At 38.1% G+C, this 23,921-nt stretch carries 21 protein-coding genes, 16 tRNA genes and 2 rRNA genes; 34 read left to right on the top strand and 5 right to left on the bottom strand.

What is annotated here, in order from left to right; genetic code table 11:
- The first annotated feature begins 213 nt into the window (after window positions 1-213).
- The 19 genes from ACSYSF_RS06070 (at window position 214) to ACSYSF_RS05980 (ending at window position 6,507) form a co-directional block, all read left to right on the top strand.
- Window positions 214-3,129: ribosomal RNA gene (locus tag ACSYSF_RS06070) — 23S ribosomal RNA — on the top strand.
- Window positions 3,130-3,224: 95 nt separating this feature from the next.
- Window positions 3,225-3,341 (top strand): 5S ribosomal RNA (gene rrf, locus ACSYSF_RS06065).
- A 6-nt stretch (window positions 3,342-3,347) separates the two neighbouring features.
- Window positions 3,348-3,420, top strand: a tRNA-Val gene (locus ACSYSF_RS06060).
- Between the two features lie 2 nt (window positions 3,421-3,422).
- Window positions 3,423-3,495: transfer RNA gene (locus ACSYSF_RS06055), tRNA-Lys, on the top strand.
- Between the two features lie 50 nt (window positions 3,496-3,545).
- A tRNA-Thr gene (locus ACSYSF_RS06050) sits at window positions 3,546-3,618 on the top strand.
- A gap of 4 nt (window positions 3,619-3,622) precedes the next feature.
- Window positions 3,623-3,695, top strand: a tRNA-Gly gene (locus ACSYSF_RS06045).
- Window positions 3,696-3,697: 2 nt separating this feature from the next.
- Window positions 3,698-3,781, top strand: a tRNA-Leu gene (locus tag ACSYSF_RS06040).
- Window positions 3,782-3,789: 8 nt separating this feature from the next.
- Window positions 3,790-3,863 (top strand) — tRNA-Arg (locus tag ACSYSF_RS06035).
- Window positions 3,864-3,907: 44 nt separating this feature from the next.
- Window positions 3,908-3,981 (top strand) — tRNA-Pro (locus tag ACSYSF_RS06030).
- A gap of 21 nt (window positions 3,982-4,002) precedes the next feature.
- Window positions 4,003-4,076 (top strand) — tRNA-Met (locus ACSYSF_RS06025).
- 16 nt (window positions 4,077-4,092) lie between these two features.
- A tRNA-Ile gene (locus tag ACSYSF_RS06020) sits at window positions 4,093-4,166 on the top strand.
- 20 nt (window positions 4,167-4,186) lie between these two features.
- Window positions 4,187-4,276 (top strand) — tRNA-Ser (locus ACSYSF_RS06015).
- A 33-nt stretch (window positions 4,277-4,309) separates the two neighbouring features.
- Window positions 4,310-4,383: transfer RNA gene (locus tag ACSYSF_RS06010), tRNA-Met, on the top strand.
- Between the two features lie 27 nt (window positions 4,384-4,410).
- Window positions 4,411-4,484 (top strand) — tRNA-Asp (locus tag ACSYSF_RS06005).
- Between the two features lie 7 nt (window positions 4,485-4,491).
- Window positions 4,492-4,564 (top strand) — tRNA-Phe (locus tag ACSYSF_RS06000).
- A 22-nt stretch (window positions 4,565-4,586) separates the two neighbouring features.
- Window positions 4,587-4,658, top strand: a tRNA-Gly gene (locus ACSYSF_RS05995).
- Window positions 4,659-4,668: 10 nt separating this feature from the next.
- A tRNA-Ile gene (locus tag ACSYSF_RS05990) sits at window positions 4,669-4,742 on the top strand.
- A 28-nt stretch (window positions 4,743-4,770) separates the two neighbouring features.
- Window positions 4,771-4,858: transfer RNA gene (locus ACSYSF_RS05985), tRNA-Ser, on the top strand.
- A gap of 800 nt (window positions 4,859-5,658) precedes the next feature.
- Window positions 5,659-6,507: a helix-turn-helix domain-containing protein gene (locus ACSYSF_RS05980; RefSeq protein ID WP_489867076.1), complete on the top strand. Its 849-nt coding sequence runs from the start codon at window positions 5,659-5,661 to the stop codon at window positions 6,505-6,507.
- A 70-nt stretch (window positions 6,508-6,577) separates the two neighbouring features.
- Here the strand turns inward: ACSYSF_RS05980 and ACSYSF_RS05975 are convergent, their stop codons facing one another.
- On the bottom strand, window positions 6,578-7,510 hold the full coding sequence (locus ACSYSF_RS05975) for an NAD(P)-dependent oxidoreductase (RefSeq protein ID WP_489867075.1): 933 nt from the start codon (window positions 7,508-7,510) through the stop codon (window positions 6,578-6,580).
- A 252-nt stretch (window positions 7,511-7,762) separates the two neighbouring features.
- Here ACSYSF_RS05975 and ACSYSF_RS05970 point away from each other — a divergent pair, with 252 nt between their 5' ends.
- From ACSYSF_RS05970 to ACSYSF_RS05945, 6 genes are all read left to right on the top strand, one after another.
- Window positions 7,763-9,235: a cytochrome ubiquinol oxidase subunit I gene (locus tag ACSYSF_RS05970; protein ID WP_491737222.1), complete on the top strand. Its 1,473-nt coding sequence runs from the start codon at window positions 7,763-7,765 to the stop codon at window positions 9,233-9,235.
- A gap of 2 nt (window positions 9,236-9,237) precedes the next feature.
- A complete protein-coding gene (gene cydB / locus ACSYSF_RS05965; RefSeq protein WP_489867073.1) occupies window positions 9,238-10,251 on the top strand; it encodes a cytochrome d ubiquinol oxidase subunit II in 1,014 nt (337 codons plus the stop codon).
- A 109-nt stretch (window positions 10,252-10,360) separates the two neighbouring features.
- On the top strand, window positions 10,361-12,088 hold the full coding sequence (cydD, locus tag ACSYSF_RS05960; protein ID WP_489867072.1) for a thiol reductant ABC exporter subunit CydD: 1,728 nt from the start codon (window positions 10,361-10,363) through the stop codon (window positions 12,086-12,088).
- On the top strand, window positions 12,088-13,845 hold the full coding sequence (gene cydC / locus ACSYSF_RS05955) for a thiol reductant ABC exporter subunit CydC (protein ID WP_489867071.1): 1,758 nt from the start codon (window positions 12,088-12,090) through the stop codon (window positions 13,843-13,845). Before cydD ends, cydC begins: the two co-directional genes overlap by 1 nt.
- Window positions 13,846-13,899: 54 nt before the next feature.
- A complete protein-coding gene (locus ACSYSF_RS05950; protein ID WP_489867070.1) occupies window positions 13,900-14,505 on the top strand; it encodes a glycoside hydrolase family 73 protein in 606 nt (201 codons plus the stop codon).
- Window positions 14,506-14,533: 28 nt separating this feature from the next.
- Window positions 14,534-15,655, top strand: a complete 1,122-nt coding sequence (locus ACSYSF_RS05945) for an ATP-grasp domain-containing protein (protein ID WP_489867069.1) — start codon at window positions 14,534-14,536, stop codon at window positions 15,653-15,655.
- Between the two features lie 90 nt (window positions 15,656-15,745).
- On the opposite strand, the gene ACSYSF_RS05940 is transcribed toward ACSYSF_RS05945, so the two are convergent.
- On the bottom strand, window positions 15,746-15,868 hold the full coding sequence (locus tag ACSYSF_RS05940) for a DUF4044 domain-containing protein (RefSeq protein ID WP_489867068.1): 123 nt from the start codon (window positions 15,866-15,868) through the stop codon (window positions 15,746-15,748).
- A gap of 113 nt (window positions 15,869-15,981) precedes the next feature.
- On the opposite strand from ACSYSF_RS05940, the gene ACSYSF_RS05935 reads away from it, so the two are divergent.
- The 7 genes from ACSYSF_RS05935 to ACSYSF_RS05905 all read left to right on the top strand — a co-directional run bounded on the left by ACSYSF_RS05935 (window position 15,982) and on the right by ACSYSF_RS05905 (window position 19,660).
- The gene (locus ACSYSF_RS05935; protein WP_489867067.1) at window positions 15,982-16,356 is read left to right on the top strand and encodes a DUF3397 family protein; all 375 of its coding nucleotides are present in this window, start codon (window positions 15,982-15,984) and stop codon (window positions 16,354-16,356) included.
- 23 nt (window positions 16,357-16,379) lie between these two features.
- Window positions 16,380-16,580 (top strand): cold-shock protein, encoded by a 201-nt coding sequence (locus ACSYSF_RS05930; RefSeq protein WP_489867504.1) that lies wholly within the window; start codon window positions 16,380-16,382, stop codon window positions 16,578-16,580.
- Between the two features lie 21 nt (window positions 16,581-16,601).
- Window positions 16,602-17,165 carry an NUDIX hydrolase gene (locus tag ACSYSF_RS05925; protein ID WP_489867066.1) on the top strand — a complete coding sequence of 188 codons (564 nt, stop codon included), beginning with the start codon at window positions 16,602-16,604 and terminating at the stop codon, window positions 17,163-17,165.
- A 12-nt stretch (window positions 17,166-17,177) separates the two neighbouring features.
- On the top strand, window positions 17,178-17,471 hold the full coding sequence (locus ACSYSF_RS05920) for a hypothetical protein (RefSeq protein WP_489867065.1): 294 nt from the start codon (window positions 17,178-17,180) through the stop codon (window positions 17,469-17,471).
- 28 nt (window positions 17,472-17,499) lie between these two features.
- On the top strand, window positions 17,500-18,195 hold the full coding sequence (locus ACSYSF_RS05915; protein WP_489867064.1) for a 5'-methylthioadenosine/adenosylhomocysteine nucleosidase: 696 nt from the start codon (window positions 17,500-17,502) through the stop codon (window positions 18,193-18,195).
- 27 nt (window positions 18,196-18,222) lie between these two features.
- On the top strand, window positions 18,223-18,564 hold the full coding sequence (locus tag ACSYSF_RS05910) for a cysteine desulfurase (protein WP_489867063.1): 342 nt from the start codon (window positions 18,223-18,225) through the stop codon (window positions 18,562-18,564).
- A 448-nt stretch (window positions 18,565-19,012) separates the two neighbouring features.
- On the top strand, window positions 19,013-19,660 hold the full coding sequence (locus tag ACSYSF_RS05905) for a LysM peptidoglycan-binding domain-containing protein (RefSeq protein ID WP_489867062.1): 648 nt from the start codon (window positions 19,013-19,015) through the stop codon (window positions 19,658-19,660).
- A 104-nt stretch (window positions 19,661-19,764) separates the two neighbouring features.
- On the opposite strand, the gene ACSYSF_RS05900 is transcribed toward ACSYSF_RS05905, so the two are convergent.
- Genes ACSYSF_RS05900 through ACSYSF_RS05890 form a run of 3 tightly spaced genes read right to left on the bottom strand, consistent with a single transcriptional unit; the run spans window position 19,765 to window position 21,150 of the window.
- Window positions 19,765-20,010, bottom strand: a complete 246-nt coding sequence (locus ACSYSF_RS05900; RefSeq protein ID WP_489867061.1) for a hypothetical protein — start codon at window positions 20,008-20,010, stop codon at window positions 19,765-19,767.
- Between the two features lie 21 nt (window positions 20,011-20,031).
- Entirely contained in the window at window positions 20,032-20,688 is a 657-nt protein-coding gene (locus ACSYSF_RS05895) for a hypothetical protein (RefSeq protein ID WP_489867060.1), read from the bottom strand.
- Window positions 20,689-20,691: 3 nt separating this feature from the next.
- A complete protein-coding gene (locus ACSYSF_RS05890; protein ID WP_489867059.1) occupies window positions 20,692-21,150 on the bottom strand; it encodes a class Ib ribonucleoside-diphosphate reductase assembly flavoprotein NrdI in 459 nt (152 codons plus the stop codon).
- Between the two features lie 302 nt (window positions 21,151-21,452).
- Here ACSYSF_RS05890 and ACSYSF_RS05885 point away from each other — a divergent pair, with 302 nt between their 5' ends.
- Together ACSYSF_RS05885 and nrdE are read left to right on the top strand one after the other, a co-directional pair.
- Window positions 21,453-21,644, top strand: coding sequence for a glutaredoxin domain-containing protein (locus ACSYSF_RS05885; RefSeq protein WP_489867058.1), 192 nt, complete (start codon window positions 21,453-21,455; stop codon window positions 21,642-21,644).
- A gap of 84 nt (window positions 21,645-21,728) precedes the next feature.
- Window positions 21,729-23,900 (top strand): class 1b ribonucleoside-diphosphate reductase subunit alpha, encoded by a 2,172-nt coding sequence (gene nrdE / locus ACSYSF_RS05880; protein ID WP_489867057.1) that lies wholly within the window; start codon window positions 21,729-21,731, stop codon window positions 23,898-23,900.
- Window positions 23,901-23,921: the final 21 nt, after the last annotated feature.

Raw genomic sequence — 23,921 nt, 5'->3', positions numbered from 1 at the left:
GATATTTAGTTTTGAGAGATTTATCTCTCTAATTAGTTCTTTGAAAACTGAATCATAATTGTAAATTTTTTAAATTCATTTATATTGATAGTATCAATAAAATTGAGCCGAAAAAATACACCGCGTAATTTTTTGAGTTTTTTAAATAAGTTTAAAATCGCTTGTGACCATTGAGTCACAATACTCAAACGAAATCATCAACGAAAGTTGATCGGTTAAGTTATTAAGGGCGCATGGTGAATGCCTTGGCACTAGAAGCCGATGAAGGACGGGACTAACACCGATATGCCTCGGGGAGCTGTAAGTAAGCTTTGATCCGGGGATTTCCGAATGGGGGAACCCAGCTTGTTATGCAAGTTATCGTTTAGTCAATACATAGCTAAACGAAGGTAGACGTTGTGAACTGAAACATCTCATTAGCAACAGGAGCAGAAAGAAAAATCGATTCCGTCAGTAGCGGCGAGCGAACGCGGAGTAGCCCAAACCAGAGTGCTTGCACTCTGGGGTTGTAGGACTACCGTTGTGGAGTTACAAATTTGTTTATTAACAGAATCAGCTGGGAAACTGAGCGAGACAGGGTGATAGCCCCGTATGTGAAAGTAAGCAAACTCCCGTGTAGGATCCTGAGTACGGCCGGACACGTGAAATCCGGTCGGAAACTGCGAGGACCATCTCGTAAGGCTAAATACTCTCTAGTGACCGATAGTGAACCAGTACCGTGAGGGAAAGGTGAAAAGCACCCCGGAAGGGGAGTGAAAAAGTTCCTGAAACCATGTGCCTACAACAAGTTAGAGCCCGTTAATGGGTGATAGCGTGCCTTTTGTAGAATGAACCGGCGAGTTACGATACCATGCGAGGTTAAGGTGGAAAGACCGGAGCCGTAGCGAAAGCGAGTCTGAAATGGGCGCTTAAGTATGTTGTTGTAGACCCGAAACCAGGTGACCTACCCATGTCCAGGGTGAAGGTGTGGTAAAACGCACTGGAGGCCCGAACCCGTACATGTTGAAAAATGTTGGGATGAGGTGTGGGTAGCGGTGAAATTCCAATCGAACTTGGAGATAGCTGGTTCTCTCCGAAATAGCTTTAGGGCTAGCCTCGGAAGATAGCGTGTTGGAGGTAGAGCACTGTTTTGATGCGGGGCCCATCTCGGGTTACTAAATTAAGATAAACTCCGAATGCCAATCACGTATGTCCGGGAGTCAGACAGTGAGTGATAAGATCCATTGTCGAAAGGGGAACAGCCCAGATCGTCAGTTAAGGTCCCTAAGTGTGTGTTAAGTGGAAAAGGATGTGAAGTTGCATAGACAACTAGGATGTTGGCTCAGAAGCAGCCACCATTTAAAGAGTGCGTAATAGCTCACTAGTCGAGTGATTCTGCGCCGAAAATGTACCGGGGCTAAACACACCACCGAAACTACGGGTGCCACGTAAGTGGCGCGATAGGAGAGCGTTCTAAGGGCAGTGAAGTCAGACCGTGAGGACTGGTGGAGCGCTTAGAAGTGAGAATGCCGGTATGAGTAGCGAAAGACAGGTGAGAATCCTGTCCACCGTATGACTAAGGTTTCCTGGGGAAGGCTCGTCCTCCCAGGGTTAGTCGGGACCTAAGGCGAGGCCGAAAGGCGTAGTCGATGGCTAACAGGTTGAGATTCCTGTACCAGGTGAACATGTTTGAACAATGGAGGGACGCAGAAGGCTAACAGATCCCAGCAATTGGAAATGCTGGGTCAAGCAATAAGTCTTGAGGTGAGTTAAATGCTTGCTTCTTATAGGACAAGTTGTGATGAGGACCGAAATAAAGTAGGGAAGTCTGTGATGTCACGCTGCCGAGAAAAGCTTCTAGTTAGTGTTTACCTGCCCGTACCGCAAACCGACACAGGTAGTCGAGGAGAGCATCCTAAGGTGAGCGAGTGAACTCTCGTTAAGGAACTCGGCAAAATGACCCCGTAACTTCGGGAGAAGGGGTGCTCAGCGCAAGCTGAGCCGCAGTGAATAGGCCCAGGCGACTGTTTATCAAAAACACAGGTTTCTGCAAAATCGTAAGATGACGTATAGGGGCTGACGCCTGCCCGGTGCTGGAAGGTTAAAAGGAGTGCTTAGCTTCGGCGAAGGTACGAATTGAAGCCCCAGTAAACGGCGGCCGTAACTATAACGGTCCTAAGGTAGCGAAATTCCTTGTCGGGTAAGTTCCGACCCGCACGAAAGGCGTAACGATCTGGGCGCTGTCTCAACGAGAGACTCGGTGAAATTTAAAGACCCGTGAAGATGCGGGTTACCCGCGACAGGACGGAAAGACCCCATGGAGCTTTACTGTAGCTTGATATTGAGTGTTTGTGCAGCTTGTACAGCATAGGTAGGAGCCGTAGAAATCGGGACGCTAGTTTCGATGGAGGCACACGTGGGATACTACCCTCGTTGTATGAACACTCTAACTCACACCACTAAGCGTGGTGGAAGACAGTGTCTGGCAGGCAGTTTGACTGGGGCGGTCGCCTCCCAAAGAGTAACGGAGGCGCCCAAAGGTTCCCTCAGAATGGTTGGAAATCATTCGCAGAGTGTAAAGGCACAAGGGAGCTTGACTGTGAGACTTACCAGTCGAGCAGGTACGAAAGTAGGGCTTAGTGATCCGGTGGTTCCGCATGGAAGGGCCATCGCTCAACGGACAAAAGCTACCCTGGGGATAACAGGCTTATCTCCCCCAAGAGTCCACATCGACGGGGAGGTTTGGCACCTCGATGTCGGCTCATCGCATCCTGGGGCTGTAGTCGGTCCCAAGGGTTGGGCTGTTCGCCCATTAAAGCGGTACGCGAGCTGGGTTCAGAACGTCGTGAGACAGTTCGGTCCCTATCCGTCGCGGGCGTAGGAAATTTGAGAGGAGCTGCCCTTAGTACGAGAGGACCGGGGTGGACGTACCACTGGTGTATCAGTTGTTCCGCCAGGAGCATCGCTGAGTAGCTATGTACGGATGAGATAAACGCTGAAAGCATCTAAGTGTGAAACTCGCCTCGAGATGAGATTTCCCATTCAGTAATGAAGTAAGACCCCTTATAGATGATAAGGTAGATAGGCTAGAAGTGGTAGTACGGTGACGTATGGAGCGGACTAGTACTAATGGTTCGAGGACTTAACCAAGTAGCAAGTGGTGTAAGGCATTTATTTAAAAATCTATTGACATTATGATTCAGTTTTGAGATAATTAATCTCGTGGTTGCTTTTAGTAACTATCGTGTCGTGATGATGGCACTGAGGTCACACCTGTTCCCATACCGAACACAGCAGTTAAGCTCAGTAGCGCCAAAAGTAGTTGGAGGATCGCCTCCTGCGAGGATAGGACATCGCGATGCATCAATGGACGTTTAGCTCAGCTGGGAGAGCACCTGCCTTACAAGCAGGGGGTCACAGGTTCGAACCCTGTAACGTCCATTGGGTCGTTAGCTCAGTTGGCAGAGCAGTGGACTTTTAATCCATGGGTCCTGGGTTCGAGCCCCAGACGACCCACTTAAATAATATGAATACTATTTCGTCAAACTGGCAACTTGTGTTTTGTTGCCGACTTAGCTCAGTTGGTAGAGCATCGCTCTTGTAAAGCGGAGGTCGAAGGTTCGAACCCTTTAGTCGGCATCATGCGAATATAGTTCAGCTGGTAGAACGCCACCTTGCCATGGTGGAGGTCGCGGGTTCGAATCCCGTTGTTCGCTTTGCCGGCTTGGCGGAATAGGCAGACGCACAGGACTTAAAATCCTGCGATGGAGACATCGTACCGGTTCGATCCCGGTAGCCGGCATATTATTTGCACCTATAGCGCAACTGGATAGAGTGTCTGACTACGAATCAGAAGGTTGAAGGTTCGAATCCTTCTAGGTGCATTGCAAATTTAAGTTTGCTATTTATTAGTGCTAGTTAGCATGTTCGGGACGTAGCTCAGTTTGGTAGAGCACCTGGTTTGGGACCAGGGGGTCGCAGGTTCGAATCCTGTCGTCCCGATTATAACAGTTTGTTATAGTTCGCGGTGTAGCTCAGCTGGCTAGAGCGTCCGGTTCATACCCGGGAGGTCGAGGGTTCGATTCCCCCCGCCGCGATTGGCTCAAATAACTTGGACCTTTAGCTCAGTTGGTTAGAGCAGACGGCTCATAACCGTCCGGTCGTTGGTTCGAGTCCAACAAGGTCCATTTAGGCCTTAGGTATTTATGGAGAATTACCCAAGTCTGGCTGAAGGGAACGGTCTTGAAAACCGTCAGGTCGGGAAACCGGCGCGTGGGTTCGAATCCCACATTCTCCTTTTACCATTTATGTGGTATATAATATTTATTATCGCGGGTTAGAGCAGTCTGGTAGCTCGTCGGGCCCATAACCCGGAGGTCGTAGGTTCAAATCCTACACCCGCAATTAAAATTAAATACGTATTTAATTTTTGGTCGCATGGTCTAGTTGGTTATGACGTTCGCCTGTCACGCGAAAGATCACGGGTTCGAATCCCGTTGTGACCGTTTTATTGGCGCGGTAGCTCAGTTGGTAGAGCATACGATTGAAGCTCGTAGTGTCGACGGTTCGATTCCGCCCCGCGCCATTTGCATTATATTTAATGTAATGCGGATGTAGTACAATGGCTAGTGCCCCAGCCTTCCAAGCTGGAAATGCGGGTTCGATTCCCGTCATCCGCTTTTGTTGTATGGGACTGTAGCTCAGCTGGTTAGAGCGCACCCCTGATAAGGGTGAGGTCGGAGGTTCGAGTCCTCTCAGTCCCATTGTGTTAAAGATAATTATTTTTGACATGGGGACATACTCAAGAGGCTGAAGAGGCGCCCCTGCTAAGGGTGTAGGTCGGGAAACTGGCGCGAGGGTTCGAATCCCTCTGTCTCCGTACTTAATATGAATTATAAAAGCAGATTTCTAATTATAGAAATCTGCTTTTTTGTGTTTAAGTCTTTGTCTTAATTGGTACTAAATCAGCATGTAAATGACAAAACCTAGTAGTTGCGTAATCTTGTAGGATAGCATGACATTTATTTGTATATTAATGATAAAAAAACTATGGCTAGAAGTTTGTAGAAAGCTATTTATCCTTTAAAGTGCTATAGCGTGTTTAATAAGTCATTGCTGAGCTATTTAGAAGATCGTAAAGAGTTTTATGTGATTCTAATAACTGTAGCCTCATTTTAGGTTTTAGCTATGCGTTATAACGCTTTAATATGTTCAGTTTGGTAATTTCATTAAGACATAGATAATGCCAGTTAATAGCATTATAAGATGGTGTATTTAATTTATACATGATCTAAGCAGTGTGTACATATAGTGAATAATCATAACAACATTAAAAGGAAATTTTATAATGATGTTTCAACTAGATATTGATTTAATAAATCTTTTATTATTGTTTTGATTTAAAAGTTAGTCAATTTATTTTGTAATATTTATCAATCACGCCATACAAAACCATCAAGACAAATATGTAAAAATAAATTATTTTAAAAATATGATGTTATTGATAACACTAAAAATGCCTTTACATAGATTGATGTAACGTTGTTTTTGATTATGAAAAATATCATAAAATATGCATTTAACTAAGTTTTAATAATAAAATTTAATATAAAAAGACTTGTTTATTATTTAATTAACATTTATGCTAGTAAATATATTTTAGCTTTGGAGAACAAAGAAATGAAATTATTAAAAGGTAGTTTAAAACGTCGTCGCGAGCAATTAGGAATTTCACAGGCAGATGTTGCCGAGGGAATTTGTCATCAGTCATTATTATCCAGGATTGAACGAACTGATGAAATTTCCAATATTACAGTGTTACAGCAATTGTGTGCCCGGTTACAATTACGGGTTGCTAACGTTGCGAAAATCAATGAATTAACAGTTACACCATTAACAGTTATTCGATATTTTATTGATACTGATCAAGTTGATCAAGCAGCTAATCGCCTGGAGAATACATCATTAATCAGACGCTTACCTGCATTTGCATTACCTGAATTTAATTTATTAAAGGCAAGGATTGCATTAGCACAAAAACAGACTACAGTTGCTATGCAATTATTACAAATTGCGCTAGGTGATGCTGAGAAACATCAAATGGAGTTAATGATCGAAATCTATACGGAAATGGGAGCTACTTGGGCAGCACAAGGTGAGTATGTTTATGCATCAGAATGTTATGAGCGTGCCTGTGGGTTGATACAAGGTTATCGACCAGCGTTACGAGCAGAGTTAGGTAATGTCATTGCACATACCTATTACCATCAAAGTGCCTTATATTTAGCGATTGGAAATCCTCAAAAAGCTAATGAGCGGATTATACAAGCTTTATCTGTTTTACCCGCAAAAGATCAATTCCATCAAATCGTGAAATTACAGAAGTTGCGAGTTAAGTGCTGTGAACAGTTATCGTTAATGGAAGAAAAACAAAATGCACAAATGTTAATATACGCGGCTGCTGAATTTTCAAAAGATAGTCATTTACAAGATGATGTTAAAGCATATTTAGATAATAAGTTTTCATAATAAAAGAATTACTGATTAGGCAAAAAAGCGGCTGGGATATTTTTCCCAGCCGCTTTATGTATAGTTATTATTAATATCCAGCATCGTAATCAATGACGTTATATGTCAATGGCTTATCATTAACGAAATTAGGCAAATTAAGCATTAGAATATCAAATAATTTTTCCAAACCACCAGCCCAAGTTGTATGTTGGGTTAAGAGCAAATTATCTTGTTGCCACAGAACAGAATCTTCAGGGATTGGTTCAATATTGGTAACATCAAGTGCAGCATGTTGGATACTACCATTGTTTAATTTAGCAATTAAATCCGTTTCGTTGACGGTTGAACCACGCCCAATATTGATAAATAAGAATAAGTCATTAAATAAGTCTAGATGTTCTTGATTGAAAAAGTCGTTGGTTTGAGGTGTCCCTGGTAATGTATCAACTACAACAGCAATATCTTCAGGTAAGTTATCTAAGTCATCTATTGCAAATACTTGATCAAAATTTGCAACAACGTGACCTGAAGTATTAACACCATAAACAGGTGTGTCAAAGGCATGCAAGTATTTGGCGATTTGTTGCCCAATTTTACCAGTACCAAAAATGATAATTGGCAATGTTTTGAGGGTAAACTGGTCTGTAAAGGGTGTCCAACTCGTTTGATTACTATATTCATGTAACCCGCGAGCAAAGTAAAAAATATAACTAAGGACACTTTGCGCAATCGGAATAGCTCTCTGACCACTTGCGTTTGTCAGTATGATATTATTTTCGGCAAATTTTTGTAATGGCATATAATCAACACCAGCTGAGAAAGCTTGTATCCATTTTAGTTGATTGTTGGGGGTATCTAATATATTATCAGCTAAATCAGCATTCCAACCATATATAACATTGATATTAGCATAGTCTTCGGGTACTAAATTTTCTGGTAAAATAACGTTTACATCATAAGTGGTTAAGACCTTCACATTTTCATCTGTTAAAGGTGAAATTGCTAATAAATTCGTCGACATAATCAGTCCTCCAAAAAGTATTTTTTCTTTTATTCTAAGCAAAATATCGGAAAAGGTCTATTAATTAAAAGCGATTTTCAGAAATATTTTTTTTGCAAACAAATTATGAAAAATTCTTTATAAAAAAATTCACAAATTAAGCTTTATTTAGTAAATTAAAGTGGTAAAAAAGTTCTAAAATGGGTACAATAAAATGTATATGAGCACTTATTGCGCTTAAAAAATTTAATTATTGAGTAGGAGGTTAGTTGTATGAGCTTGGTAGCAGGTTTATCCATTTTGAATCTTGCACGCTTCCAGTTCGCAATGACAACGATTTTTCACTTTTTCTTTGTACCATTGTCAATTGGGCTAGGAATTGTTGTTTCAGTAATGGAAACGTTATATGTTATCAAAAAAGATGATCAGTACAAGCGAATGGCAAAATTCTGGGGTAAAATATTTATGCTCAGTTTTGCGGTTGGTGTTGTTACTGGAATCATCCAAGAGTTCCAATTTGGTATGAATTGGTCAAGATATTCACGTTATGTAGGGGATATCTTTGGTCCGGCTCTAGCCGTTGAAGCTTTGGTAGCATTCTTTTTGGAGTCAACGTTCTTAGGCCTATGGACATTTGGTTGGGATCGTTTTAATAAAAAACTCCATCTATTGTTTATTTGGTTAACAACTTTAGGTTCTGCATTTTCAGCCCTATGGATTTTAGCAGCAAATTCATTTATGCAAAATCCAGTCGGCTTCAGAATTGATCATAAGTTTGACCGTGCGGTGTTGACTGATTTTCCAGCATTGTTGCAAAATCATCAATTATGGTTGGAATTCCCTCACGTTATTTTTGCGACGTTCATGGCTGGCTCGTTTGTCGTTATTGGTGTTTCAGCTTGGTCATTGTTACGTCGTCCTCATCACGAATTAGACTTTTTCAAGAAATCAGTTAAAGTCGGCGCCATTGTTGCCTTAATTGGAACAGTTGGTTTGCTATACACTGGTGATCGTCATTCATTGGCATTGCAAGATGACCAACCAATGAAGTTTGCTGCGACTGAAGCGCTTGATAAAAACGTTGGTGGTAAAGACAAGCAAGCACCATGGTCAGTTATCGCTGTCAGTGACCCAGATACCCATGAAGTTAAGTGGTCACTAGATATTCCTTATATGTTGTCACTTTTGGCTCACCATTCATTAACTGGTGGTAGTAAAGGTTGGCATGAATTAAATGATGAATTACATGAGAAATATGACGTGAAATTTGGTCATGATATGAACTATTATTTGCCAAATAACACGCTTTACTACAGTTTCCGTATTATGGCTGTTTCTGCTGGTGCCTTTGGTTTGCTGGCATTAATAGCATTATGGGCAGTACGTAAAAAGTCAAAAATTGATATTTCGAAGTATAAGTGGGTACTTTGGATATTTGGGCTATCAACCTTCTTACCATATGTGGCAATTACATCAGGTTGGTTGATTACCGAATTAGGTCGTGCTCCTTGGGTTGTATATGGTGTGCTAACGATGGCAGATGCCGTGTCACCTAATGTTTCAGCAGCATCGTTATTGACCTCAAATATTTTGTACTTCTCAACATTCTTGATTTTGGGATTGATTATGATTATGCTTTCTCGTCGTGTTATGATTGCCGGCCCTGAGTCAGTGGATGACAAAGAAACTGATGAAAATGTTGATCCATTCTCACCTGAAGCATTTGCGAACGGAAAGGAGGCCTAAACATGACAGGATATCAAATGTTATGGTTTGTTTTGATTGCTGTATTGTTTGCCGGTTTCTTCTTCTTGGAAGGGTTTGACTTCGGTATTGGAATGTCATTAAAGACTTTGGCTAAGAATGAAGCTGAAGAAGATGCATTAATTAGATCTATCGGACCTCATTGGGATGGTAACGAAGTATGGTTGATTGCCGCTGGTGGTGCCATGTTTGCTGCTATGCCTTTCTGGTATGCATCATTGTTCTCAGGTTTCTATTTGATTCTTTTTGCCATCTTGATTTGCTTAATTTATCGTGGTGTTTCTTTCGAATTCCGTGGACAAATGCGTACAGCTAAGTTTAGAGGCTTATGGACTACGATTTCAGCTATTACATCAATGTTAGTACCATTCTTGTTTGGTTTACTATTTACTGATGTTGTGCAAGGAATGCCTTTGAATGCAAATGGTGATATGTCAGCTAATTTCTGGGATTACTTCAATGTCTTTTCAGTTATTGGTGGAGTTGCATTGTCATTGCTTTCTTATGTACACGGTTTGAATTACGCCCGTTTGAAGATTGAAGTAGGCGCATTACATGATCGTATTCAAAAGCAATTGAAGGTCTTATATCCAGTGCTTCTAGTTGGCGAAGTCGCTTTTGCGGTTACACTATTTATCTTTACTGATTTCTTTACGAAGAAGCCGGTATGGACGTTAATCCTATTAGCATTTATTGTTGTTTTGACCTTATTAGCATGGACAACGACATTAAAGCGTAATAATACTTGGGCATTTATTATGTTAGGTCTTGTAATTATCGCCTTGGTTGCCTTGTTGTTTACTGGTTTGTTCCCACGTGTTATCGTTGGTAACGAAGCTGGTATGTCACTTCTTTTGAAGAATGCAACATCTTCACCATACACGTTAAAGTGGATGACGATTATCTCGTTGACGGCATTACCAATTGTGTTAGCTTACCAAATTTGGAGCTTTTACGTATTCAGTGACCGTATTCGAGTTGCAAAGACGTCCCATTAATTAAGTATCAATAGGTTTATCGTTGATACATTAAAAAAGGTTGGAACAGTAGTTGTCCCAACCTTTTTATACATATTTTATTTATTTTCAGATAGGAAGGAATTATATCATGTTAGATCCGCGATTATTTAAGTTTCCTGGCGCCAAAAAGGCCTTAGGATTACTTTGTTTATTAACACTTATTCAAGCAATTACGATTGTTGGACAAGGTCGCGCACTTAGTATTGCTTTAACTGAAGTTTGGCAAAAACATCCATTAAGTTCAATTTTTATTGTAATTATTGTTTTTATAAGCGTTTACGTATTTCGACAGCTTTTGGGTGTTTGCAAAGAATATGCTTTGGCCCCATTTGCAAATCACACTACAGGGATGTTGCAAAGTGAATTAACAAAACAATATGCACATCTAGGACCAAGTACAATTAGTGACTTAGGAACGGGAAAATCAGTAACCCTCGCAGTTGAGGGAATTGATCAAGTACATGATTATTTCACATTAGTTTTAGTGAAATTGTTTGATATGATGATTATTCCTTGGGTTGTTCTAGCATATATTTGTTTTATTGATTGGAAACAAGCCCTTTTCTTATTTATTATCTATCCGGTAATTATCTTATTCATGATTATTTTAGGTTATGCAGCGCAAGCCAAAGCGGATCGTGAGTATGATACTTTCAATCGTCTCTCAAACCACTTCGTTGATTCATTACGTGGGTTAACAACTTTAAAGCAAATTGGTTTGGCAAAAGAATATGCTAACAACATTTATGATGTTTCTGAAGATCACCGTAAAGCAACAATAAGTACATTGAAGATTGCAATATTGTCAACGTTCGCACTTGATTTCTTTACAACCTTATCAATCGCCATCGTAGCCCTATTTTTAGGGTTAGGATTAATGAACGGTACAATGCCATTACTACCAGCTTTAACAATTTTAGTACTGGCACCAGAATATTTTGAACCAATCCGTAACTTTGCGAATGACTATCATGCAACTTTGAATGGTAAGAATGCTTTTGCAGATATTATGGACGTTTTAGAAACTGAAACAGCTGCTGATACAGATGTTTATCAAAGTCAGCAACAACGTTGGCAACCAAGTGATGTTTTAGAAGTTGCTAATTTGAACTATCAATATCCCAATGCTGAACAAAATACTTTAGCAGATATTAATTTATCGTTGAAGGGCTATCAAAGAGTTGCAATCGTTGGAACGTCTGGTTCAGGAAAATCAACGTTACTTAACTTATTAGGTGGTTTTCTAGTAGGGGATGGTAGTTTCAAAATTAATAATCAAGAGCTACCACACTTGCAACAAGAAGACTGGCAGTCCCAGTTACAAGTTTTGCCACAACAACCCTATATTTTTCATGACACATTGCGTCAGAATTTAGCTTTTTATGCACCTGATAAGACTGACGAAGATTTGATTAATGCTATTAATGCCGTTGGCCTTGATGAATGGTATGAGTCGCTTGAGCAGGGACTGGACACTGTGATTGGTGAAGGAGCTGTGCAAGCTTCTGGTGGTCAAACACAACGAATTGGGTTAGCACGTATATTGCTAGATCAAGAACGTCGTGTCCTATTATTGGATGAGCCAACTGCACACTTGGATATTGAAACTGAGATTAAGTTGAAAGAAACGATGTTACCACTTTTTGAGGATCGTCTAGTGATTTTTGCAACGCATCGTTTACACTGGTTGACTGATATGGACCTCATTTTGGTTATGCAAGATGGTAAGATAGTCGAGCAAGGTACTTTGTCTGAATTAAATAAAAAACAAGGATACTTTGTTGCTTTGCAGTCAGCAATGCGAGGTAGTAAATAATGAATAAGTTAATAACGTTAATGAAAAAAGATACTTGGGTTTTCCCATATTTAAAATCATATAAAAAATTACTTGTTTTGATTTTGTTTTTAGGTTTTATGACAATCTTTTGTGGTGCTGCCTTGATGTTTACATCTGGTTATCTAATTTCACGATCAGCACAAATGCCAGAAAATATTTTGATGGTTTATGTACCAATCGTATTGACTAGAGCTTTTGGAATTGGCCGGCCATCATTTCGATATGCTGAACGCCTAGTATCTCATAATTGGGTTTTACGAATTGTTTCAAAATTCCGTAAGCGATTGTATGAATTGGTTGAAGTTGGTACAAAATCAGTCTATGCCAAATCACAAACTGGTGAAGTCTTGGGTGTATTAGACAATGATTTATTTAAAATCGAAAATTTCTACCTTAGAACTTTGTTTCCAACAGTAATTGGTCTTGTTACTTATATTTTAATTTCAATTGGTGTTGGTGTCTTTGATTGGGGATTTGCACTAGCTGTATTTGTGATGCTTGGTATGATTACCATTTTGGCACCAATTGTGACGATTGCCGTTAATGGTGCACGTGATTTTAAGCAGCAACAATTAGAAGGACAGTTATATACTGATTTGACAGATTCTGTAATGGGATTACAAGATTGGATTTTGTCTGGTCGAACAAATGAATTATTTGATCGTCAACAAAATGATTTTAATGCCATTAATGAAATTAAGACGAAACAAGCCCACTTTAATTGGTGGCGTGACATGTTTGGTGCTGTTGTCATTGGTGCCACTGCAGTTATATTGTTAGTTTTTGCAACAAAACATTTTGGTAACGATAGTTTTGGTGTTAATTGGATTGCTGCCTTTGTCTTAGCTATTTTCCCTGTTCAGGATTCATTAACATCAATTAGTACCGGAATTGGTGAATGGCCACGTTATCAAGATTCAATTCAAAGGTTGAACCAAATGGATGAAAGCGCCCAAAGTGAGTCGCAAGCAGAGGTACCACAAGTTACAACAGAAATTTCAAATCCGGAAATTAAGTTTAATCAAGTTAATTTTGGTTATAATGAAAAGGTAGTGTTAGAGGACCTAGATTTAACTATTGAAAGTGGCAAAAAATTAGCTATTCTAGGACAATCTGGTGCAGGAAAGACAACGCTTTTGAAGTTACTCCTAGGAGATGAGCAACCTAATAGTGGGTCTGTTTCAATTAATGGCTATGAAGTTAACACGTTACAGCAACAACGATCAAATATTATTTCAGTATTAGATCAACAGCCTTATATCTTTGCTAGTTCAGTTGCTAATAATTTACGTTTAGGTAATCTGGAAGCAACTGATGAAGATTTGTGGCGAGTGCTACGTCAAGTTTCGTTAGCTGATTTGGTTGGTAGTTTACCAGAAGGGTTAAATACGCCAATGACAGAAATGGGAAACCGCTTTTCTGGTGGTGAAAAGCAACGATTTGCGTTAGCTCGTGTTTTGTTGCAGGATACACCAATTGTTATTTTGGATGAACCAACAGTTGCTTTGGATCCAATTACCGAGTTAAATGTTTTGCATACTATTTTTCATGTTCTAGCTGATCGGACAATTGTTTGGGTAACGCATCATTTGACAGGAATCGAATTAGTAGATGAACTAATCTTTATTGAAAATAGAGAGATTTCAATGCAAGGTACACCAACTCAATTAATGGAGACAGAACCTAGATTCAAGACGTTGTTAGAATTAGATCACGGACATTTAACTGATAAATAAGAGGGTGATTTTCTGGCTAAGCGGAAGAAAAAGTGGCGCATACAAGATTTTTTTGTGAAGAATGGTAAACTAAATCGTGGTCGTGTATTTATATGTGTGGTTTGCTTATTAGGTCTAGCAATTTGGCAGACAGATTTAAGGGTAAATAATTCAAATAAAGACAAATCAACTGAAGAGGTGTCGACAGTGACTTTAGAACATGAAGAGTTTATTAAAAAAATAGCTCCTGAAGCACAACAAATTGAAAAAGATTATGGTGTGTTGTCTTCTATTAGTATTGCGCAAGCAGCATTAGAGTCAAATTGGGGCCAGTCTGAATTATCAAAGAAATATAATAATTTCTTTGGGGTAAAAGCATCATCTGGTCAACCAAGTGTTTCTTTATCGACTAAGGAGTTTGAAAATAATCAATGGGTTACAGTAAATGCATCGTTTCGAATTTATGATAGTTGGCAAGATTCGATGGTTGGACATGCTAAATTATTAGTTAATGGTACTACTGATAATCCACAACGATATGCTACTGTTGTGCAGGCAACGGATTATAAGACAGCTGCAAATGGCTTAGTTTCCGGAGGTTATGCAACAGACCCAGCATATGCGACGAAAATAATTCAAATGATTGAAACTTATCACATAGATAAGTATGATAATAAGTAAATTTGTACTGAAAAAGGGGTGAGATAAAATGAGTTTTGAAATTCTACCAGGGGCTACTATAGGTATCATTGGGGATGGCATTACTAGCCGATATTTAGCACAAGCTGCTCATAATATGGGCTATCAAGTAGCTGGCTATAGTAGTTATAGTGACTCTGTACTTTTTAAAGAAGCGGATTATCGTTTTTTGGGTCAAGAAGACAACGATGATGAGTTAGAAAGTTTTACGGCGTTATCTGATATGATCACATATACTTCGGCCTGGTTACCGATACAGATTACTGATCAATTAGCAAATCAAGTTGTGCCACAGGGAACACGAATTTTAGAGATTACTGATGACCATGCATTAGCTAAAGCATTTTATGAAAATGAATCTTTAAATATCTTACCTTATGAAACTGGTAGTTCTTTAGATGAAATAGCTCAGGCAGGCACGAAATTAGGTTATCCACTGATTGTAAAGCCTGTTTTTAAGCATAAAAACATTGATGATCAGGTGATTTTACGGGGTGAGTGGGACTTAGGATTAGTTGCACCCATGATTGATGGTAGTACATTATTAATCGAACCATGGCTAGAAAATACGCAATCATTTGTGATGACAGCTGTGCGGAGTTCAAATAATGACACCATTATGTTCCCGTTGCGTCAAGTTCATTTGTTAGAACCTGGCTTAACTAGTGCTTGGACCGTCGGAAATATTGCAGACGAAGTTGTTAGTGAGATTATGAATGTGACTGAAAAATTAGGCGCTGCGCTAGACTATGTTGGTGCATATGATGTTACATTTTTGTTGTCAAATAATGGTACGTTGTATTTGCGCAATGTGATTCCTGGTTTGTCAAAAACAACTGTGTTGTATGATGCGTCAACTAATGTGACAGTAGCTGGTCAACATTTGCGTGCCATCACCGGCCAAAAATTAACTGATGTTATTTTTGAGCAAGCAGCTGTTTATTTGCCTATTTCGGAAAAACAAGAACCATTATTGTACCGTCACTGGCAAATTCAACCACATTGGCAAATTGCTAGGTATCATTTTGATAATTTATTACCTCAGACAGGTCATGTACTTGCCGACGGTAATAGTTCAGAACAATTATTAAATCAATTACATGTGGCTGGTATTTGGAATTTTGATGATTAATTAATAGAAAAAAAGAGACATTAGTAGTGGTGATGATAGGTAAATCCTATAACATCACTAAACTAATGTCTCTTTTTGTAGTGGTTCTATTTAGAAAGTAACTTGCAATAATGTGATAAAAACACTTGCGAATGATAGAATTAACATGAAAACAACAAATGTTTGAATGACTTTTTGCATGGTTGACTTTTTCTTTTTGTTTTTCTTTTGCATGGTACACCTCTAATTTTTCATTTAGTCTATTGTAACAAAAAAATCAGATAACGTACCACAGACTAACTAATTAAAGGTATAATGAATAGATTAATACATTTTAGGAGGCAGTAATGCTGACATTATTTAACTGGCCAGTAACGGTGTTTATTGCATTAATCACTTTGCTAATTCTTTCGGTTTTGAAACAAACGCTTTTACAAAATCATTGGCCACAAAGTTTAAAAGCAACAGATTTAGCTGTTGTTATAGCTTGGTGGAGTATTGCTACCACAACATTTGAAGTTTGGCACATCACAATGTTAATCCCCATGTTCCTAATGTTTGTCATGTGGGGTATTGCCTTAGCTTTATACCAAGGCTTTGTTCGTGAGAATTTTGTAACACGACGTTTTTGGCTAACATGGTGGCGTATTAGTACGATGGCAAGTTACGTTGTCTTAATTGGGATTGCAATTTATGCTTATATTGAAACAAGCGTGGGATAATAAGGAGTAAGTAAATGGAAAAAATCAGTGGTTATGTAAAAAATTGGCAGTCAGATAAAGGTTATGGTTTCATTGAATTAAAAGGTGAAGACGACGTTTTTGTACATTTCTCTGCTATTCAAACACCTCATGTGCGTGATTTGAAGGTTGGACAAGAAGTTACACTGGTCGTTATTCAAGGTGTAAGGGGACCACAAGCTGCTGCTGTTGAAGTTGTCGATTAAGTATTGGAGGGATGAGATAGGATGGTAAATCTATCAGAAAATACCGAAAAGTTTGCTGAAAAAGTGATAAGTGAAAGCCTAAAGTATGATGGTCATATTGTACGGGCGGTTGAACAGACAGTTGTTTTACCAGATGGACGTGAAACAAAACGCGATATTGTTTATCATGCAGATGCGATTGCAATTTTAGCTTTAACTAGTGACAATAAAATGATTTTGGAAAAGCAATGGCGTGCACCGGTTAAGGCTATGACATTAGAAATTCCTGCCGGTAAGATAGATGATCGTGATCAAGCGCCATTAGATGCTGTGAATCGAGAGTTAAATGAAGAAACCCGTTTATCAGCTAATAAAATTGAGAAAATTACCAGTTTTTATACATCAATTGGTTTTTCCGATGAATATATGACATTGTATTTTGCGACTGATTTAGAACCAGTCGCAAACGAATTACCACAAGATGACGATGAACAAATTGATTTGATTTATGTTGATTACGACGAAGCAACTGAATTGTTTAATAGTGGTCAGTTAAAAGATGCTAAAACAAATATGGCATATTTATATTGGCGTACATTACAATAACGGGTAAACAAGATGTTATTTAATAAAAAAAAGCGTGAAGATAACGAAACAGTGGGCCAGGATGCTGGTCAGTTTCAAGTGGATACACCTAGTGAGGGTAACTATGGTCAATCATCACAAGGTCCAACATTATTAACACGTGAAGAACATCGATTAACACGCCATGGGCGATATGAATTAGATGAACAAACACGGAAATTAACAAAGAATGGGAAAACCACACGTTTAAAGCATCGCTTGAATGTAACAATCGTGGTATTGATTGGGTTAATTATTTTAACCTATATTATTTTGATTTTTTTGTAGTAGATTTAAGATTGAGGAGAATTAATTAATGCGTTACGGTGTAATAAATGCAATGGCAGAAGAGAAGGCAGCTTTAGTGGAAGCAATGGTTGATGAGAAACAATCAACCATTGCCGGTAAACTATTTCATCATGGTAAAATCGGTAAAGTTGATGTTGTTGTTGTAGAATCTGGTATTGGTAAGGTCGCTTCAGCATTGACAACGACAATTTTGATTACAAACTTTGGTGTTGATGCCGTGATTAATTCTGGTTCTGCAGGTGCAATTGGCGCAGATTTACGGATTGGGGATGTTGTCATTGCTGACGAGTTAGCATATGCCGATGCAGATGCACGTGCCTTTGGTTATGAATATGGACAAGTACCACAACAACCAGCGCGTTTTAAAGCTAATCCTGAGTTAACAGCTGGTTTGACGGAGGCATACCACACAGTGACCGATGCACGCTTGGTTAACGGCTTGATTGTTACAAGCGATTCATTTATTGCTAGTGACATTCAAAAGAAGAATATCCTACAATACTTTGAGAATGCGCAATCAGCTGAAATGGAAGGTGCTTCAATTGCCCAAGTCGCCCACTATTTTGATGTGCCATTTGCGGTAGTGCGTGCTATTTCAGATAACGCTAATGGTGAAGCCGGTATGACTTTTGATGACTTTATTGTTGAAGCGGGTAAGCAATCAGCACAAGTGCTAATTAATTTTTTCAAAGCACAAAACTAAATTAGTCAATAGTAGAAGGAGAATAGAATGGCATTTGAAACTACTGTGAGTGTACCAGGAGATAAAGAGATATATCAGTTTAATCCGCAATTAAAGCAATACGCTTTAGGTGATACAGGGTTTGTTAAGAATAATGCTGGCTCACATGTGATGATTCGTTCTTTAGAACCAGAAAAGGGTTTAGATAACGCAATTAAGTTAAAAGTGGTAGTCAATAAGGATTTAACCGGGATAAAGATTAAGACAGTCAATCCAAGTGGCAATGCTTTGGTTAATATTTTTAATAATCAAAAGTATGAAGAGTTGGAAAAAATGTATCGATTCTACATTAATGAATTAGTTGACCGCGAAATTATTTTAATAAAATAAAGGAAAAGCAGATTAATTAAGTAGTTAATCTGCTTTTTTAATGCTTAAAAGTAAATAAAAAATCTTTATATTAACTTTAACACTGTTACATTTCCGTAATGATTTGTGGGTTGTGCAATAAAAAAAAGATTAATTAATAATTTGTATAAATAATAAGGCAAAAATTGTTATTTCATTAACCGGTTAATCTTTATTAGAAAATACTGTTGTATCAGTAGTTTGAGACTAAACATAAGTAGATGTTACAACTAAATTTCTGTTAGAAACGGGGTTTGTGATACAGGTGTAACGCAATGTCGCATCATTGTAACGAAAATAGCCATGATATTGGTAAACTAATATTTGTTGTTAAGCATGAGTTCCCAACGCAGTGATAAGACCTGTGTTGAAGTGGACTAATAGAAAGCGTCAATGCCAATATAGGTAAACATCAAGGAGATTAATTATAATGAATAAAAAAGTACTAACTGCATTAACTGTCGCTGGAGTTGCAACTGCTGCAATGGCCACGGATGTATCAGCTGATACGTATACTGTTAAGTCAGGTGACACTTTGTCATCAATCGCTATGAGCCATGATACATCAGTAGATCGTATTATGAATGCTAACAAGCTTTCAAACGCTAACTTGATTTTTGTTGGTGATCAAATTGAGCTTGATGATCAAGCTGCAAACCAAGCTGCTGCACCTGCAGCAACTGCAACTGTTCAACAACCAGCACAACAAGTTTCTGTAGCTAATGTTGCACCAGCACAAAAAGCACCAGTACAACAACAATCAGCACAGCCTGCACAAAAGCCTGCACAACCAGCACAACAACCTGCTGCAACTAGCTCAGCAGCTTCAGGTTCAACATATGATCAATTTATCGCAGCTGGTGGTACTTCATCAATGTGGCAATCAATTGTAATGCCTGAATCAGGTGGAAATGTTAATGCTTCAAATGGTCAATACCACGGTTTGGGACAAACTAACCAATCATGGGGACAAGGATCAGTTGAAACACAAACTAAGGGAATGCTAAACTATGCAACATCACGTTATGGATCAGTTGACAATGCTATCTCATTCCGTGCTGCTAATGGTTGGTGGTAAAATTAATTCTCACTTTGTGTGATGATTAGTTCACTAAAATAAAGAAACCGTATCTCGTCGATTATGAACAGTTTGTTCAAACGGCTGAGATACGGTTTTTTTGTTTATCTAGTATGTTGATGTGTTTCTGTTGGAAATTGATTGGTAGCTGGATCAATTGGCCATAACCAGTAGTTTTGGTTTGAAAGCAGTTGCGTTTGTTTTGTATGAAGTGCCATCATATCTGACCATGTTGTGTGTGGCTGTGAGTTAACTTGTAACGGATATACTTGGGAAACTAAGCCAAGTTCCTCATTAACTAACAAAGCGTATGTGACGTTGTCTGTGGTAGCTGTGTACAATGTAGGCATAAAATTCTCCTCATAATAGTGTTAAACATCACGAAAAATCTCTCGCCAAGTATTTTTATCAAGTTTGACGGGTTTCCTTTTTAGCTGTCGTTCTTTTTTTATATAATGTGCTTTTTTGTAAGCTCGAACAATGTCAGCTTGAATATGTCGCTCTGGCGGTAAACCAGATGCAATAAATTCTGCAGTATCTGTGGGAGCCTCTGGAAATGTTTCTTGGTTATTTAAAAACCAACTACGCATTGTATCATTTAAACCAGCATGGCGCCGAATACGTTGGAGAAGTTCATCTAAGCCAAAATTTAGCTGGTGAATTTCAGCTTGTAATTGACGGGCAACTTTTTCAGAAATACCAATATGATCAGCAAAATGGGTGATACCCAGTTTGATTTCTTCGCCTAAGTCATTTTTAAGAACATATTGATGTTTTAAACGACGACCACAATCACAATATAATTGTTTCCCATGTTGCGTGTTATAATTGGTGTTTTCACGATAATCAGTTAGTGTCCAATGACGACCATGACCAACTAATTCATAATTCATGAATAAGGAAGTTTGCTGATAACGAATGTGTTGTTGAATAACTGCTTGTTGTTCAGGTGTTAGTGAATCCCAAGTTTCTTGTCGCTTTTGTTTGGTTAAAGAAACTTTTTTGGATTTTGGATGTTTTGTTGGCATAAACTATCTCGTTTGTTTGTTATATTCGGTAAGACGTTGTTGAATTGCGTTATAGACACGTGTCACATCAGCTGTTGTGCCACGTAATTCATAATTAGCAATTAGTGGTGCATTAAAATCAACGGCATAACGACGTGCAGTCAAAATATATTGTGCATTGAAATTCTTATTACCACTACCAATAATACCAATTAAATTGGCTGTATTTTCCGGTAATTCTAACTGTTCACGTAACACATCAGTCATTATTTCAATAACGCCATTACCAATGCCATTACCACCATCTAAATAAGTTGGAACAAGAACAAAAAAAGGACTATCTGTAATAATATCTGGTGAAGCTTCTGATATTTCAATAGGTTCTAAATTTAATTGGCCTTGCTCATTAGCAAAAGTAGTTAATTTTTTGACAAATGACCGTGTATTGCCAGAAATAGAGATATACAATAATTTAATTGGCATGAGTAAATCCTCCTATTTTTACGAACAATATTAAGTGTAGAAAAAAAGACTGAAATTAGCAATTAGATAACTAACGGATAGTTATTATTTAATCTATTTGTAACAATCACTAGAAAAGCTATTATACTGCGCAAAAGCCTATGTCAAGCCTTTTTTTAACGAATTAATGCCTTGCAAATGTGTGCCTAATTAGTTTATACTCAATTTCATATTAACAAAGCGTTAGGTTTATAAAAACAGAAAGTTTAGGTGAAAATATGCAGAATGTTACAGTATATACAAAAAATAATTGCATCCAATGCATGATGACAAAGAAGACATTGACACAATACGGTATTAGTTACTCAGAAAAAAATGTTGAGAACGATCCAGAAGCATTAGCATTTTTGAAAGATAAGGGTTACCAATCAGTACCAGTCGTCTTTTCAGGCGATATGGAACCAGTACATGGTTTTCGACCAGATTTGCTTGCTAAGTTAAACCAAGCAATGTAATTCAACTAAAAAATATACTTACAGGTCGGTGCAACCAAATTAAGGGGTTCCGCTTTACAGTAGGTAGGCAACGGGGTAAGAATAATGTCATTAGCAACGCTAGATTTGGATAAGGTTACTTATTTTGATTTGAATAATCAATTGAATATCCCAAAAAATAATAGTATCCAATTACAAAAAGATAAAGAAGCCTTAGAGGCATTTATAAAAGAAAATGTATTGCCTAATACATTACATTTTGAAACAATTCAAGAACGTTTCGATTATTTAATTGAGCATGATTATGTTGATCAAAAGATGGTTAACAAATATTCAATGACGTTTATTAAAAAAATATATGCGTATTTAGAGTCGCAAGATTTTCATTTTAAGTCATTTATGGCTGCATATAAGTTTTATGCACAATATGCATTAAAAACTAACGATGGTGATTATTATATTGAAAATTATAATGATCGTGTTGTGATGAACGTGTTGTTCTATGCTAATGGGGATGAAGATTTAGCAATGAGCTTAGCTGATGAAATGATTCATCAACGTTATCAACCAGCAACACCTTCATTCTTAAATGCGGGTCGTTCACGTCGTGGTGAATTAGTATCATGCTTTATTTTGCAAGCAACTGATGATATGAATGCGATTGGTCGTGTTATTAATTCAGCTTTGCAATTATCAAAAATCGGCGGTGGTGTCGGCATTGTTTTGTCGAACCTAAGAGAAGCTGGTGCACCTATTAAGGGTATTGAAAATGCTGCTTCTGGTGTTGTACCAGTTATGAAGTTATTGGAAGATTCATTTTCATATTCTAACCAAATGGGGCAACGTAATGGAGCGGGTGTCACTTACTTGTCAGTGTTCCATCCAGATATTATGAGCTTCCTGGCAACCAAGAAAGAAAATGCTGACGAAAAAGTTCGTGTTAAGACATTGTCACTTGGTTTGACAGTACCAGATAAGTTCTATGAATTGATCAAAGCAGATGCAGATATGTATCTATTTTCACCATACGATGTAGAAAAGGTTTATGGCGAACCTTTTAACTATGTTGATATTACGGCTGAATATGACGCCATGGTTGCAAATGACGATATTCGTAAGAAAAAGATTCGTGCTCGTGATTTGGAAACTGAAATTTCAAAGTTACAACAAGAATCAGGTTATCCTTACATTATTAACATTGATACAGTCAATAAAGCTAATCCAATTGCTGGAAAAGTAATTTCATCAAACTTATGTTCTGAAATTCTACAAGTTCAAAAACCATCACTAATTAATAATGAACAAACCTATGATCAACTAGGAACTGATGTTTCATGTAATTTAGGTTCAACAAATATTGTTAATATGATGGCAACTAAAGACTTTGGAAAGTCAGTTGATGCCATGATTCGTGCTTTGACATTCGTTTCTGATCAGACGGATTTGGATATTGTGCCATCAGTACGTTTAGGTAATCAACAAACCCATGCTATTGGATTAGGTGCTATGGGCTTGCATGCTTTCTTTGCTAAGAATCATATGTATTATGGTGATGAAGAAGCACTGGACTTTACCAATGCTTACTTCTTGATGCTAAATTATTATAGTTTAGTTGCATCAAATAAGTTGGCGAAGGAACGTCAAACTAGTTTTTACGAATTTGAAAAGTCAGATTATGCAACTGGTGCATACTTTAAAAAGTATATTAATCAAGACTGGTCACCAAAAACTGATAAAGTGAAGGAAATCTTCTCAGTTCATCATTTCCCAACACAAGAGGATTGGGTTGCTTTGGCAGAATCCGTTAAGCAATATGGTTTATATAATGCTTATCGTATGGCAATTGCCCCAACCGGATCAATTTCGTATGTTAATGATGCAACAGCATCACTACATCCAATTATTAATCGTGTTGAAGAACGTCAAGAAAAGAAGATTGGTAAAATTTACTACCCAGCACCATATTTGGGAACTGATACATTGCCATACTATGAATCAGCTTACAATATGGATATGCGCCGTGTCATTGACGTGTATGCAACTGCACAACAACATATTGATCAGGGAATGGCCTTAACATTGTTTATGCGTTCAACTGTGCCAGAAGGTTTGTATGATTGGAAAGAGAACCATACTGACAAGATGACCACTCGTGATTTGAATATTTTGCGTTTGTATGCTCATAGCAAGGGTATTAAGTCAATTTATTATATTCGTACTTATACTGATGATATGGAAGAATTCGGTGTAAATGAATGCGAGAGTTGCTCAATTTAGAGTAATTGGCAGATGGAAAAT

This window comes from Weissella sp. ESL1139, assembly GCF_058506735.1.
Note: the sequence above shows the minus strand (reverse complement) of the source record. Positions and strands in the feature narration are given on the sequence as shown.